This is a genomic window from Burkholderia sp. MSMB1826 (genome assembly GCF_001526325.1).
Taxonomy (GTDB): domain Bacteria; phylum Pseudomonadota; class Gammaproteobacteria; order Burkholderiales; family Burkholderiaceae; genus Burkholderia.
The window spans coordinates 24,704-38,010 of record NZ_LOYN01000032.1 but is presented as its reverse complement, the minus strand read 5'-3'; the positions used below and the strand labels follow the sequence as shown (position 1 = coordinate 38,010).

At 66.2% G+C, this 13,307-nt stretch carries 12 protein-coding genes and 1 pseudogene; 4 read left to right on the top strand and 9 right to left on the bottom strand.

Going from position 1 to position 13,307, the window contains the following annotated elements; translation table 11 throughout:
• Window positions 1-11 precede the first annotated feature (11 nt).
• From WS95_RS20415 to WS95_RS20400, 4 genes are all read right to left on the bottom strand, one after another.
• Window positions 12-1,145, bottom strand: coding sequence for a hybrid sensor histidine kinase/response regulator (locus WS95_RS20415; protein WP_034205311.1), 1,134 nt, complete (start codon window positions 1,143-1,145; stop codon window positions 12-14).
• 475 nt (window positions 1,146-1,620) lie between these two features.
• Complete coding sequence (locus WS95_RS20410) at window positions 1,621-3,204, bottom strand: Na+/H+ antiporter (protein ID WP_059784209.1); 1,584 nt, start codon at window positions 3,202-3,204, stop codon at window positions 1,621-1,623.
• Window positions 3,205-3,442: 238 nt separating this feature from the next.
• The gene (locus tag WS95_RS20405) at window positions 3,443-4,876 is read right to left on the bottom strand and encodes an aldehyde dehydrogenase family protein (RefSeq protein WP_059825361.1); all 1,434 of its coding nucleotides are present in this window, start codon (window positions 4,874-4,876) and stop codon (window positions 3,443-3,445) included.
• 29 nt (window positions 4,877-4,905) lie between these two features.
• The gene (locus WS95_RS20400) at window positions 4,906-6,546 is read right to left on the bottom strand and encodes an acetolactate synthase large subunit (protein WP_034205314.1); all 1,641 of its coding nucleotides are present in this window, start codon (window positions 6,544-6,546) and stop codon (window positions 4,906-4,908) included.
• Window positions 6,547-6,939: 393 nt separating this feature from the next.
• Between WS95_RS20400 and WS95_RS20395 the strand changes: the two genes are divergently transcribed.
• From WS95_RS20395 to WS95_RS20385, 4 genes and pseudogenes are all read left to right on the top strand, one after another.
• On the top strand, window positions 6,940-7,257 hold the full coding sequence (locus tag WS95_RS20395; RefSeq protein ID WP_059825358.1) for a type II toxin-antitoxin system RelE/ParE family toxin: 318 nt from the start codon (window positions 6,940-6,942) through the stop codon (window positions 7,255-7,257).
• A gap of 3 nt (window positions 7,258-7,260) precedes the next feature.
• Window positions 7,261-7,560: an addiction module antidote protein gene (locus WS95_RS20390; RefSeq protein WP_059784215.1), complete on the top strand. Its 300-nt coding sequence runs from the start codon at window positions 7,261-7,263 to the stop codon at window positions 7,558-7,560.
• 391 nt (window positions 7,561-7,951) lie between these two features.
• Window positions 7,952-8,229, top strand: a pseudogene (locus tag WS95_RS33710) (type II toxin-antitoxin system RelE/ParE family toxin).
• 12 nt (window positions 8,230-8,241) lie between these two features.
• Window positions 8,242-8,544, top strand: a complete 303-nt coding sequence (locus tag WS95_RS20385; protein ID WP_059784218.1) for a HigA family addiction module antitoxin — start codon at window positions 8,242-8,244, stop codon at window positions 8,542-8,544.
• Between the two features lie 33 nt (window positions 8,545-8,577).
• Here the strand turns inward: WS95_RS20385 and WS95_RS20380 are convergent, their stop codons facing one another.
• The 5 genes from WS95_RS20380 to andAc form a co-directional block, all read right to left on the bottom strand.
• A complete protein-coding gene (locus WS95_RS20380; RefSeq protein ID WP_059784221.1) occupies window positions 8,578-9,864 on the bottom strand; it encodes a DUF445 domain-containing protein in 1,287 nt (428 codons plus the stop codon).
• Between the two features lie 108 nt (window positions 9,865-9,972).
• Complete coding sequence (gene andAa / locus WS95_RS20375) at window positions 9,973-11,193, bottom strand: anthranilate 1,2-dioxygenase system ferredoxin--NAD(+) reductase (RefSeq protein ID WP_059825355.1); 1,221 nt, start codon at window positions 11,191-11,193, stop codon at window positions 9,973-9,975.
• Complete coding sequence (gene andAb, locus WS95_RS20370) at window positions 11,183-11,509, bottom strand: anthranilate 1,2-dioxygenase ferredoxin subunit AndAb (RefSeq protein ID WP_006479527.1); 327 nt, start codon at window positions 11,507-11,509, stop codon at window positions 11,183-11,185. The genes andAa and andAb overlap by 11 nt, the downstream gene beginning before the upstream one ends.
• Before the next feature lie 26 nt (window positions 11,510-11,535).
• A complete protein-coding gene (gene andAd, locus WS95_RS20365; RefSeq protein ID WP_059825352.1) occupies window positions 11,536-12,012 on the bottom strand; it encodes an anthranilate 1,2-dioxygenase small subunit AndAd in 477 nt (158 codons plus the stop codon).
• Window positions 12,013-12,026: 14 nt separating this feature from the next.
• Window positions 12,027-13,298 (bottom strand): anthranilate 1,2-dioxygenase large subunit AndAc, encoded by a 1,272-nt coding sequence (andAc, locus tag WS95_RS20360; protein WP_059825350.1) that lies wholly within the window; start codon window positions 13,296-13,298, stop codon window positions 12,027-12,029.
• Window positions 13,299-13,307: the final 9 nt, after the last annotated feature.

The window sequence follows — 13,307 nt, the reverse complement described above, 5'->3', positions numbered from 1 at the left end:
GCGCCGCGACATCACCGCTCCGCTTGCGCCGGCAGCCGAAGCGCGACCATGAAGCCGCGCGCCGTATTGCGCATCAGGATCTGGCCGCGATGCCGCGCCGCCGTCGCGCGGACGAACGCGAGGCCGAGGCCGAAACCGCTGCGCGCCGCGCCGTGCGCGGATTCGAGCTGCACGAACGACTCGGTCGCGGCCGTGCGCTGTTCCGGCGCGATGCCGGCGCCGGCATCCTCGACGCCGATCAGCCAGGCGCCGTCGTCGCCGCTCAGCGTGCAATGTACGTCCATCCCGGTCGGGCCGTACTTCAGCCCGTTGTCGATCAGGTTCGCGACCGCGCGCGTCAGCATCATGCGGTCGCCCATCGTCACGCACTCGGTATCGGGCACGTGCGCGATCACCCGGCAGCCGAGCCCGGCCGCCTTCTCCCACAGCTGGTCGACGGCGTCGAGCACGATCTCGTTGAGACTCACGACCTCGGGCGCGCGGCGCTCGGACTGCGCGCGGGTCAGGTGGATGAAGCCGTCGGCGAGCGCGAGCGCGCGCCGCGCGTGGCCGGCGATGCGCTCCATGATCGCCGGCATGTCGCCGTGTTCGGCCCGGTAGACGTCGAGCAGCGCGAGGATCGACGTCTGCGGCGAGCGCATGTCGTGCGACAGGAAATCGAGCGCCTCGTCGCGCTGCCGCGACATCAGGTACGAATTCGAGTGATAGCGGATGCGCGCGGTCAGCTCCATCGCGTCGGGCAGCTTCACCAGATAGTCGTTCGCGCCGGCGATGAACGCCTCGCGCTTGACGATCGGCTCCTCCTTCGCGGACAGCACGATGATCGGCACGCGTGCGGTGCCGGCGTCCGCGCGCCACGCGCGCACGAGATCGAGGCCGTCGATCTCCGGCATCACGAGATCCTGCAGGATGACCGTCGGCTTCACGTCGCGCGCGACCGCCATCGCCCGATGTGCGTCGGTGCACACGTGCAGGTCGATGTCGTGCTCGCTGCGCAACGCGCGACGGATCACCTCGCCGACGAACGGCTGGTCGTCGACCAGGAGGACCGATAACCCCGATTCGAGGCAATCCGAGGCATTATCACTGCTCGATTCTTTCATAAATACAGTTTCAAACGCCGAATCTCCAATCGATTCTTTCATAGGAGTTGTTTATCCGACTTGGACACTATCTTATATTGGCAGTTGTAAAACCCGCCTGATTTCGCCGATTTGGCCTGTCGGCACTGCCTTGCGGGGCTTCGGACGCCGCTTGTTTCCCCGTCGACGACCGCATTACCTCCGCATTCTTTCTCTCAATAAACATAACCGGCTGATTCTAAATGAAATTAGAACACAGCATCTATCTCCTTCCGGTTTAGTTTTGCCAAATATGCAGAAAGAGACGGAAACAGATAAATCAGATCATTTCCGGATTCGAAAGACGATAACGTTTGCGGGACCGCCGCGACGAGGTTTGCATGCGCTGCAAGGCTCGGCGTCGGTCATATTGAGGGCCGGATTCGGATGCACCGAATCGGTGGGTGGGAGGGAAAAAAATCGCGCGACGGGTAGCTCGCCCCGCGCGCGTTTCAGGGCCGGCAGAACGCCGACCCGTGCGATTCGTAAGCTGGCCGCCCTAGCCGCGCGCGTGCTGCGCGGACACTTCCTGCAGGTCGAGGTCGCGCTCGACCGTGTGCAGCATTTCGTCGTGAATGCGCCCGGAACGATGCAGGCGCAACAGTTCCGCCCGCCCGGCCCTGATCGCGGCCAGCACGACGTCGTAGTGCGCAACGCGGATCTCCGCCGGATACTCGGGCTCGTTCTTCGCGCGCTCGGTCAGCTCGGCCCGATACGTGTATTGCTCCAGCAGGCGCGGGTGAATCACGTTGCCGTTGTCGTCACGCACCAGCGGCTGGATCGCCGCGAGCTGCGCCGCCTCGATATGCGCCCACGTCTGCGGCTCGGTCAGATGATGCGCGGCGCGCGCCTCGCTCGGCGGCAGACGCAGCAGCCGGATCAGCGGCCCGATCGTCGTGCCCTGCAGCAGCACGGTGACGAGAATCACCGCGAACGACGCGACCAGGATCACGTCGCGGCCGGGCAGCGCCTCGGGCAGCGACAGCGCGATCGCCAGCGTCACCACGCCGCGCATGCCGGCCCAGCTCATGATCGTCGCGGCCTTCCAGTCGGGCGCCTCCACGCGCCGCGCGAGGCCGCGCACCGGCCACTTCAGCGCCTCGACCGCGTAGATCCACACGAAGCGCGACACGATCACCGCCGCCAGCACCGCGAGCACGGGCGGCACCATCGTGCCGAGCACCTGGTCGAAGCCGCCGAGCCGATGGATCGCGCCGCGCAGCGACAGCCCGATCAGCACGAACACCATCGCCTCGAGCAGGAACACGATGACCTGCCAGAACGCGGTGCCGCGCGTGCGCACGGCCGCCGAGAACACCTCGTGCTGATGCCAGCCGACGATCATGCCGGCCGTCACCGTCGCGATCACGCCCGACACCTCGGCCATTTCGCCCGCGATGTACGCGATCCATCCGGCAATCACCGCGACGGTGATCACGAGGTAGTCGTCGTCGAGCAGCTTCAGGAACCACACGACGAGCTTGCCGATCACGAAGCCGACCACCACGCCGCCGAGCCCGAGCTCCGCGAAGCGCACGACCGCGTGCTCGAGGCTGAACGCGCCGGTGAGCGCGGCCGCGACCGCGAAGCGGAACAGCACGAGGCCGGCCGCGTCGTTCAGCAGGCTCTCGCCTTCCAGCAGCACCATCAGCCGGCGCGGCAGCGCGACGCGTTCGAGCACGGCCTTCGCGGCGACCGCGTCGGGCGGCGACACGATCGCGCCGAGCGCGAAGCATGCGGCCCACGGCAGCGCCGGCACCACCCAGTGCACGGCGAAGCCGACCGCGAACGTCGTGAACACGACCGCGCCGATCGCCAGCATCAGAATGCCGCCGACGTTGCGCTTGAATTCTTCCCATACGGAGAAGTACGCACCGTCCATCAACAGCGGCGGCAGGAACACCAGCAGCACCAGCTCGGGATCGAGGTTGATCGGCGGCAGACCGGGGATGAACGCGATGCCGATGCCGCCGATCAGCAGCGCGGCCGCGGGCGGCAGCCGCAGCCGCTTGGCGATGCATTCGAGCGCAACGATCGCGAGGAATGACAACAGAACCAGCTTGAATGCCGAGACGGGGGACATGAATCGACCTCGTGGAGAATGAATTCGCGCTTTCCGGCGTCGTACCCCGGTCGGCTGTTTCGCGCGATTACATCACGAGGCGAGGCCCGTAGTCGAGCCTGTTTCCGGCGGCCGCGCAGGGTACGCGGAGGACGCGCGCGGCGCCGTGCCGCCCCGCGCGCCGCCATGAAAAACGGCACGCGGGCCGGCCCGATCGCCCGCCCGCGTGCCGTCGCGGCGCCGCGCCGCCTGACGCGCGTCACCGACGCCGCACGACCATCAGCCGCGGCTCGGTCATGTCCTCGATCGCGTAGCGGACGCCTTCGCGGCCGAGGCCCGAATCCTTCACGCCGCCGTACGGCATGTTGTCGACGCGGAACGACGGCACGTCGTTGATCACGACGCCGCCGACCTCCAGTTCGTCCCACGCGCGCTGCGCATGCGTGAGCGAATCGGTGAACACGCCGGCCTGCAGCCCGAAGTCGCTGTCGTTCACGCGTGCGAGCGCGTCGTCGAAGCGGTCGAACTTCTCGAGGATCGCGACCGGGCCGAACGCCTCCTTCCGGTACAGGTCCTGCTCGCGCCCGACGTTTTCCAGCAGCGTCGCCTCGAACATCGCGCCGTCGACCTTGCCGCCCGCGACGATCTTCGCCCCCGCCGCGACGGCCGCGTCCATCCAGCCCGACAGCCGGCGCGACTCGGATTCGGAGATCATCGGGCCGACGAACGTCGACGGATCCTTCGGATCGCCCATCTTCAGCGAACGCGTCTTCGCGATCAGCTTCTCGCGCAACGCGTCGTAAAGGTCGGCATGCACGAGGATCCGCTGCACGCCGATGCAGCTCTGGCCCGACTGGTAGTACGCGCCGAACGCGAGCCGCTCGACCACGTAGTCGAGCCGCTCGCGCTGGTCGGCATCGACGATCGCGGCCGCGTTGCCGCCGAGCTCCAGCACGACTTTCTTCTTGCCGGCCTTCTCCTTCAGCGCCCAGCCGACGGCAGGCGACCCGGTGAACGACAGCAGCTTGAAGCGCTCGTCGGTCGTGAACAGGTCGGCGCCGTCGCGATGCGCGGGCAGCACCGAGAACGCGCCCTTCGGCAGGTCGGTTTCCGCGAGCACCTCGCCGATGATCAGCGCGCCGATCGGCGTACGGCTCGCCGGCTTCAGGACGAACGGACAGCCGGCCGCGAGCGCGGGCGCGACCTTGTGCGCGGCGAGGTTCAACGGGAAGTTGAACGGCGAGATGAACGAGCACGGGCCGATCGGCACGCGCTTCGTGTAGCCCGTATAGCCCTGCGCACGCGCGGAGATCTCGAGGTTGACGATCTCGCCGTCGATGCGCACCGATTCCTCGGCCGCGACGCGGAACGTATCGATCAGCCGCGTGACTTCGCCCTTCGAGTCGTTGATCGGCTTGCCGGCCTCAATGCACAGCGCCTCGGCCAGCTCGTCGAAACGTTCGCGAAACCGCGCGACGCAATGATCGAGCACGGCCTGCCGCTTGTAGGCGGGCATCTCGCGCATCGGCTTCGTAGCGTCGACTGCCGCGGCGATCGCTGCATCGATCGCCTTCGCGTCGGCCAGCGCGACGCGCGTGGCGACCTTGCCGCTGAACTTGTCGGTCACCTCCAGATCGGTGTTCGCGTAGACGGCTTCGTTGGCGAGGTAGTACGGATAGGTTTCCTTCAACATGGAACGACTCCTTCCTGTGAACGGGGCATTCAGAGTTGCGCCGACAGGCGCTTGATCTCGCGGTTCAGCACGCGCTCGTTGTCGGAGTAGTCGATCGGCACGTCGATCACGTGCACGCCCGGCGACGAGAAGCACTCGCGCAGCAACGGCTCGAGATCGTCGGCCGATTCGACGCGATGCCCGTGCGCGCCGTAGCTCTGCGCGTACGACACGAAGTCGGGATTCTTCAGCGTCATCGCGAAATCGGGGAAATTCATGTTCTCCTGCTTCCAGCGGATCATCCCGAACGCATCGTCGCGCAGGATCATCACGACGATGTCGAGCTTCAGCCGCACGGCCGTTTCGAGCTCCTGAGAATTCATCATGAAGCCGCCGTCGCCGCACACGGCGATCACCTTGCGCTGCGGATGCACGATCTTCGTCGCGATCGCCGACGGCAGGCCCGCGCCCATCGACGCGAGCGCGTTGTCGAGCAGCAGCGAATTCGGTTCGTGCGCACGCCAGTAGCGCGCGAACCAGATCTTGTACATCCCGTTGTCGAGGCAGACGATGCCGTCGAGCGGCAGCGCGTTGTACAGGTCGTTCACGATCCGCACCGGATACATCGGGAACCGCGGGTCGTGCTGGCCCTTTTCCAGATGCGCGTCGAAATGCGTCTTGATCATCGCGAAGCGCTCGAAATCCCAATGCGGCTGCGGCCTCACCGCCTCCTTCATCTGCCACACCGCGTTCGCGATGTCGCCGACCACCTCGATCTGCGGAAAATAGACGGGGTCGACCTGCGCGCCGAGGAAGTTCACGTGGATCACGGTCTTGTCGTCGGTGCGCATGAAGAACGGCGGCTTCTCGATCACGTCGTGGCCGACGTTGATGATGCAATCCGCATGCTCGATCGCGCGATGCACGAAGTCGCCGTCGGACAGCGTCGCGTTGCCGAGCCACAGCGGGTGCGTCTCGTCGATCACGCCCTTGCCCATCTGCGTCGTGAAGAACGGGATGCCCGTCTTGTCGACGAATTCGAGCAGCATCTTGCAGGTGGTCTTGCGGTTGCCGCCCGCGCCGATCATCAGCAGCGGATGGCGCGCGGCCTGGATCGCGTCGACCGCGTGCGCGACCGCCTTCTCCTCCGCCACCGGCCGCCGGCTGTAGCTGCGCGGAATCGGCTTGCCGTCGCCCTCTTCGTGCGCGATGTCTTCGGGCAGCTCGAGGTGCGCGGCGCCCGGGCGCTCTTCCTCCGCGCGGCGGAACGCTTCGCGCACGGCCGACGGGATGTTGCCGATCGACACGATTTGCCGCGTGAACTTCGTGAGCGGCTGCATCATGTCGACCACGTCGACGATCTGGAAATGGCCCTGCTTGCTGGACTTGATCGGCTTCTGCCCGGTGATCATCAGCATCGGCATCCCGCCGAGCTGCGCATACGCGGCAGCCGTCACGAAGTTCGTCGCGCCCGGCCCGAGCGTCGCGAGACACACGCCGGTGCGGCCCGTGAGGCGGCCGTAGGTGGCGGCCATGAACCCGGCCGCCTGCTCGTGCCGGGTCAGCACGAGCTTGATCTTCGATCGCCGCAGCGATTCGAGCAGATCGAGGTTTTCTTCGCCTGGAATGCCGAACACGTACTCGACGCCTTCGGCTTCCAGCGCCTTCACGAACAGATCCGATGCTTTCATGGGGACTCTCGGTTATGCCGCCTGCCCGGCCTACGGACACGCGGCGTTCAGGACGCGCGCCGGCCTACGGCACGCGGACGCCTTACCTACTGGACACAGACCACGGCACTGCTCGCCGCGCAAGACGCAATACCGGATGCGTGCTGCGCGGCGGCGCCTCCGGATGCCGGAGGACGAACGGACCCGCCTGCGCGGCAAGTACGCGCGGGCGGCAAAGACGTTTTTGATTGTAGACGGATTCCCGAAATTCCGGCTTCGGCCGGATGGCCGACTGCGGCAGCGGAAAGATCGGCCTGATGGCCGGGAAACGTCCAGCGGTGCCCCGGCCGGGCTGTAATGGGAACGATGTTCAACTCGACAGACATGTGAACCATGGTTGACACATCGCAATTCATGCCTTACAGTTCCCCGGCATTCAGCATCCGGACCACCGACGTCTTCGACACCTGGTTCGCCGGCCTGCCCGATCGCATCGCCAAGCGCCGCATCCAGGCGCGCATCGACCGCCTGTCGATGGGCAATCCCGGCGACTGGAAATCCGCCGGCGCGCCCATCGTGGAAATGCGCATCGACCATGGGCCCGGCTACCGCGTCTATTACGTCAGGCGCGCGACGATATGGGTCATCCTGCTTTGCGGCGGCGATAAATCGACGCAGCAGGCCGACATACGCGCCGCGCATGCAATGCTCGCGCACCTCGACATGGAGTGATCGATGAACAAGATCAAGACGCGGCCATGGGATTCGGCCGAACACCTGAAAACCGAAGACGACATGGCCGACTACTTCGACGCATGCCTGCAGGAAGCCGGCGACGATCCGGCCTTCATCGCGCACGCGCTCGGCGTGATCGCCCGCGCACGCGGCATGTCGCAGGTCGCGCGCGATGCGGGCCTGTCGCGCGAAGGGCTGTACAAGGCGCTGTCGCACGACGGCAATCCGAGCTTCGGCACGATCCTGAAAGTCATCAAGGCGCTCGGCCTGCAATTGCACGGCGCCAAGGCTGCCGCCTGACCGGGGCGACGCACGGCATCGCGCCGCCGGCGCAACGTCCGTACCCGCCTCGATGCCGCCACCCGGCCGCCCGGCGCGGCGCGGCGCGGTGCGAGCGACATCCGATCCGCCCCGAGCCGATCAGCCCGCCGGCCTGCGTGCCGTCGATGCATCCGATCGTCCGGATGGCATATCGGACGCGTAAAGGCATCGAACGCCCCATACTCGTCAGAACGACAGAAACCGCTGGGCACCCATCGGCGACGCCTGTCGTCACGCGTCGACCTCCATTGATTTCCAATCAGGTAGGTCTCCTGTTGTTCATCTCACGCGACAACGCTTCGGCGCGCGCATCGCCACAGCCATTTCATTCTCATTGACGTATTACGCAAAACGTAATACCCTAACCGTAATGATCAATTCGTTCCGATGCAAAGACACGCAGTTGCTTTTCGCAGGAGAGACGCCCAAGCGCTTCCGCACGATCGAAACGGTTGCCACCCGGAAACTGCAAATGATTGCCGCAGCGAAGGAACTGCGCGATTTGCGGGCGCCTCCCGGCAACAGGCTCGAAGCGTTGCAGGGCGATCGGGAAGGTCAGCACAGCATCCGCATCAACGAGCGATGGCGGATTTGTTTCGAATGGCGCGACGACGGCCCGTCCAGGTCGAGATCGTCGACTGTCACTGACTGGAGCTTCGCATGCTCAAGAACGGAATGCGCCCGATTCATCCGGGCGAAATCCTTCGGGAAGAATTCCTCGTTCCGCTGGAATTGAGCGTCAACGCGCTGGCGCTCGCGTTGAACGTGCCGGCAACGCGGTTGCACGAAATCGTCAAGGAACGGCGCGGAATCACGGCCGATACGGCCTATCGGCTCGGGCGCTACTTCGATACGTCGCCGGAATTCTGGCTGAATCTGCAAGCCACGTACGATCTCAAGACGCTTCCGACGCGCAATGAGATCGACCGCAAGGTCGAACCGCGCGAACGCACGCACGCGTAGGCACGCAGTCCACCGTTCGTTCGCGTGGCCGCGTCAATGCAGCCAGCCGGCCGCCCAGCGCGGCGCGAGCGACACCAGATACAACCCGAGCCCGATCAGCCCGCCGACCAGCGTGCCGTTGATGCGGATGTATTGGAGATCCTTGCCGATGTTCAGCTCGATCTGCCGCGACATCTCGCCCGCATCCCAGTTGCGCACCGTGTCGCGAATGTGACGCATCAGGAAATCGGCGAAATCGGGCGCCATCTCGTGCACGGCCTTCTCGACGTGCTCGTTCAGCGACGCACGCAGCGCCGGGCTCTCGGCGAGCCGCGCGCCGAGCCAGCCGCCGAGCGTCGCGGCCTGCCGGTGCAGCGCCGAATCGGGGCGCGCGAGATCGGCCTTCAACCACGCGCGCAACTGGTCCCACAAGTCGCGCACGTACTCGTTGAACGCATCGCCGTCGCGAATATAGCGCTTGATCTCGTCGCCCTTCGCGATGAACGCGGGGTCGTGCTTCAGCCGCTCGGTCAGCCGCACGACCGTCCGGTCGAAGCGTTGCCGCAACTCGTGCTCGGGGTCGGCCGCGACGCCTTCGAGCACGCGGCTCACCGCGCTCGCGAGCATCCGCGCGCCGTTCTCGCCGAACCACTGCGTCGGCATGATCTTCTCGACCTTCGGGTATTGCGTCTTCAGCCATTCGACGATGAAGCCCGCGATCACCTCGCGGTTCTCTTCCTTGTCGAGCACGTCGACCACCTGTTCGATCGCGTCGTCGAGCAGCGCCTGGTGGCGGCCGTCCTTCGTCAGCGTGTCGAGGATCGCGCCGGCCGATTGCGACAGGTCGACCCGGTCGATCACCGCGCGGAACGCATCGTGGACGAACGACTGGATCCGCGCGTCGTCGGTCATGTCGAGCGCGAAGCTCGTCAGCTTCGTCACGTAGCCGCCGAGCGCGTCGGTGTTCGCCGGCTCGCCGAGCCACGCGCCGAGCTTCTGCGCGGGATCGTGCTGGCGAATCTGCGCGGCGAGCGCGTCGGGGCCGAGGAATTTCTCGCGCACGAACACCGCGAGGTTGTCGGCGATCTTGTCCTTGTTCTTCGGGATGATCTCGGTGTGGCGCGACACGAACGGGATCGGCACGCGGCGGAACAGCGCGACGACCGCGAACCAGTCGGCGAGCGCGCCGACCATCGCGGCTTCGGCCACCGCCTTGAAGCCGTCGACCCACGGGCCGCGCGGCAGCAGGATGGTGGCGACGAACACCGCGACGGCCGCCAGCAGCAGCCACAGCGCACGGCGCTTGCTTCGTTTCAGTTCGAGGGCTTTGTCTGGCGTCATGGAGGACGGACGAATCGGCGATGCCGCTAATATCCCCGATTTCGCCGCAACCGACAAACCCGCCCGCCGGCGTCGGCACTCGCGGCGCACGCGTGCCGCGCGCCGCCGCTACATGAACGTCTTCAGATTGACCGCCGGATCGGCCAGCTTCTCCGGATCGGGCACCGCGCCCGCCGCGATCAACCGCCGCGACGCACCGATGTCGCGCCCGAGGTTCGCCGCGGCCACCGCGACGATCCTGCCGTCGTCGCCGAGCCCGAACACCGTGAACGACCCGCTCGCCGGATCGCCGCGCACGACGATCGTGCGTTCGCTGCCGAACAGCCCGAGCATCTGCAGGTTGCAGTCGTACTGATCGGACCACAGCCACGGCAGCTCCGCATAGCGCTCGTCGGCGCCGAGCAGGTTCGCGGCCGCGACGGCCGGCTGGTTTTCCGCCACCTGCCACGATTCGATCCGCACGTGGCGCCCGAGCAGCGGATTGAAGTGCATCGTCACCTCGCCCGCCGCGAAGATCGCGGCATCGGCCGTGCGGCAGCCTGCATCGACGCGTATCCCGTTGTCGACGTCGAGCCCGGCCGCCTGCGCCAGCTCGACGTTGGGCACGACACCGATGCCGACCACAACGACGTCGGCCGGCACGTCGCCGCGATCGGCCTCGACGACGGCGCCGCCGCCCGGCGCGCGGCGGATCGCGCGCGGCAGCGTCGCCATCTGGAAAGCCACACCGCGCGCGTCATGCAATTGCCGTGCATACGCGCCGACGGCTTCCGGCAACGCACGCTGCAGCAAGCGCGCGGCCGGATCGATCACCGTCACGTCGCAGCCGAGCTGGCGCGCGGCCGCCGCGACCTCGAGGCCGATGAAGCCGCCGCCGAGCACCGCCACGCGGCGCCCGGGCGCAAGTTGCGCACGCAACGCGCGCGCATCCGCCACGGTACGCACGTAATGCGGCACGATACCTTCGTCGACCGGGCCGCCGAACGTCCGCACGCGCGAGCCCGTCGCGAGCACGAGCTTCGCGTACGGCAACGTCGCACCGTCGTCGAGCCGCACGCGCCGTGCATCCCGCTCGATCGCTTCGACGCGTGCGCCGAGCCGCAGTTCGATGCGCTGCGCGTCGTACCACGCGGCATCGCGAATGAACGCACGCTGCTCGCCGCCGTCGCTCAGCAGCGCATCCTTCGACAGCGCCGGCCGGTCGTACGGCAACTCGCGCTCCGCGCCGATCATCACGATGCGCGCCGCGGCGTCGCGCTCGCGCAGCGCCTCGGCCGTACGCCGCGCCGCATGGCCGGCGCCGACGATCACGAACGGATCAGCCGACATTGACTTCCACCTGCCCGTCGACGATCCGGATCGGATAGGTTCGCACCGGCTCGGTGATCGGCGCGCATTTCGGCGCGCCGGTGCGAATGTCGATCAGCCCCTGGTGCAGCGGGCATTCGACGCAGCCGTCCTCCACATAGCCTTCGGACAGCCGCGCATGCCCGTGCGTGCAGAGGTCGTGCATCGCGAACAGTTCGTCGCCGATCCGGAACACGGCGATCGGCTTCTGGCCGGCGACGCGCGCCGCCGGTTCGTCCTCGGAGAATTCGTCGAAAGCGCCGAGCGGATGCCACTCGGCCAGCGTTGCTTCGGTCATGTCGATTCCTTGCTTCGTCAGATCGGTCAGATCGGGGTCGCGAGCAGCGTCTGCACGCGCGACGTGTCGTAGATCACGCGCTTGGTCTTGTAGCGCAGCCCGTCGGGCGTGCGCACGACCGTGTCGTAGTACTTGCCGGCCTGGTACACGTTCGATTCGCCGTTGCTGCGCGTCTGCACGACCACGTAGTTGCTCTCGGTGTCGATCTCGCCGTCGCGCTGTGCGACGATCGTGAGACCCGACGTCATGTGCCGGTACGTATGCGCTTCGTAGATGTTCGCGTGCCGCAGCGACACCACGCGATCGCGCAGCATCCGCTGATTCGTGCAGTGGACGATCCCGACCGGCAGGCCGAGATCCGCGTTCTCCTTCGGCACGATTTCGTACGTGCAGTCCTCGGTGAACATTTCCGGCCAGCGTTCGAGCCGGTCGTTGTCGAGATGCCCGATGTAGCGGTTCTGGAGCATGTAAATCTCGAACCACGTCTTCATGTCTTCCGTCATTTTTCGCTCCCGCCTCAATAGCCCATCAGCTTCTGGTAGCCGACCCAGAACTTGCGGATCAGGCTTTCGGTGATCACCGTGTCCTGCTGGTCCGGATTGCCGCGCGACATCTCGATCACCGACGTCGCGTCGGCGTCGCGCACGGTGCCGCGCTGCACGAGTTCGGTCGCTTCCGTGTCCTCCATCGAGATGTAGCCGGCCGGCCCGACCAGGTTCGCCTGCTTGATGCGCAACGCGCGCAGCTCGGGCGTGTCGTCCGCATAACCGAAGAAGTGGAAGATCAGCTCGAAGTTGTCCGGCCCCTTCGGCAGGATCTGGCGCGCGACCAGCGTGTTGTGGATCTGCTGGATCACGAGCTGCGGGAAGATCGGCTGGATATGGTTCGTGCAATCCTCGTCGTATTCCGACACGAGATCGAGAATCGATTCGTCCTCCAGATGAAATCCCTCGTCGAACGAACGGATGTTCTGCTGCTTGTACGCGGCCGACGTATCGTCGCCCGTCTTCGTCACCGTGATGATGCTGTGCAGCCCGTGGTTCGCGTCCGGAATCGAGCGCGCCTTCATCCCGACGCGGAAGATGTTGAAGGTCGTATGGAACAGGTGCAGCATGCTCGCGTGATACGGATCCTTCACGTTCTCCATGTACAGCTTCCAGTTCGACTTCGAATACTGACGCGTGCAGCCGAGATACTCGATCGGCTTGTGGAAGATCCGGTCGATCCACGGGCGCATCTGCTCGCCGAGATACTCGGGCAGCGGCGCGACCTCGTCGCTGAAGGTCGCGAACACGAGCCCGCGATAGCTGTCGACGCGCAGCTTGCGCAGCCCGTGCTGCTTCGAATCGAAGTCGGCCGGCATCCCGGTCATGCCCTTCTGGCCGCGCCGGAACGGCACGCCGAGCAGGTTGCCCTGGTTGTCGAAGCTCCACTGGTGATAGACGCACGTGTGCGAACTCGCGTTGCCGCGCGACTTGCGGCACACCTGCGCGCCGCGGTGCGCGCAGCGGTTCACCCACGCGGACAGCGCGCCGTCCTCGGTGCGCGTGACGACCACCGGCGTATCGCCGACGAACGTGCTCTTGAAGTCGCCGGCGTTCGGGATTTCCGCTTCGAGTACGACGAAATTCCACGTCGGCCCGCGGAAGATGCGTTCCTGCTCGCGTTCGTAGACCGCCTGCGAGCTGAACACCTTGTACGGCACGCGCGAGCCGTCGTCGTGCGGGAAGGTCACGTCGGACGCGTCGCCGCGCGCGGCGAAAACGACGGGCGATTCTGTCTGCTCCATGTCGGACTC

What these genes read in the sequence shown, in the direction of transcription:
- WS95_RS20395 (WP_059825358.1), top strand. Translation starts at nt 6,940, where the DNA reads ATGCCTTACAGTTCCCCGGCATTCAGCATCCGGACCACCGACGTCTTC.
- andAc (WP_059825350.1), bottom strand. Translation starts at nt 13,298, where the DNA reads ATGGAGCAGACAGAATCGCCCGTCGTTTTCGCCGCGCGCGGCGACGCG.
- WS95_RS20385 (WP_059784218.1), top strand. Translation starts at nt 8,242, where the DNA reads ATGCTCAAGAACGGAATGCGCCCGATTCATCCGGGCGAAATCCTTCGG.
- WS95_RS20415 (WP_034205311.1), bottom strand. Translation starts at nt 1,145, where the DNA reads ATGAAAGAATCGATTGGAGATTCGGCGTTTGAAACTGTATTTATGAAA.
- andAa (WP_059825355.1), bottom strand. Translation starts at nt 11,193, where the DNA reads ATGTCGGCTGATCCGTTCGTGATCGTCGGCGCCGGCCATGCGGCGCGG.
- WS95_RS20410 (WP_059784209.1), bottom strand. Translation starts at nt 3,204, where the DNA reads ATGTCCCCCGTCTCGGCATTCAAGCTGGTTCTGTTGTCATTCCTCGCG.
- WS95_RS20390 (WP_059784215.1), top strand. Translation starts at nt 7,261, where the DNA reads ATGAACAAGATCAAGACGCGGCCATGGGATTCGGCCGAACACCTGAAA.
- andAd (WP_059825352.1), bottom strand. Translation starts at nt 12,012, where the DNA reads ATGACGGAAGACATGAAGACGTGGTTCGAGATTTACATGCTCCAGAAC.
- WS95_RS20400 (WP_034205314.1), bottom strand. Translation starts at nt 6,546, where the DNA reads ATGAAAGCATCGGATCTGTTCGTGAAGGCGCTGGAAGCCGAAGGCGTC.
- WS95_RS20380 (WP_059784221.1), bottom strand. Translation starts at nt 9,864, where the DNA reads ATGACGCCAGACAAAGCCCTCGAACTGAAACGAAGCAAGCGCCGTGCG.
- WS95_RS20405 (WP_059825361.1), bottom strand. Translation starts at nt 4,876, where the DNA reads ATGTTGAAGGAAACCTATCCGTACTACCTCGCCAACGAAGCCGTCTAC.
- andAb (WP_006479527.1), bottom strand. Translation starts at nt 11,509, where the DNA reads ATGACCGAAGCAACGCTGGCCGAGTGGCATCCGCTCGGCGCTTTCGAC.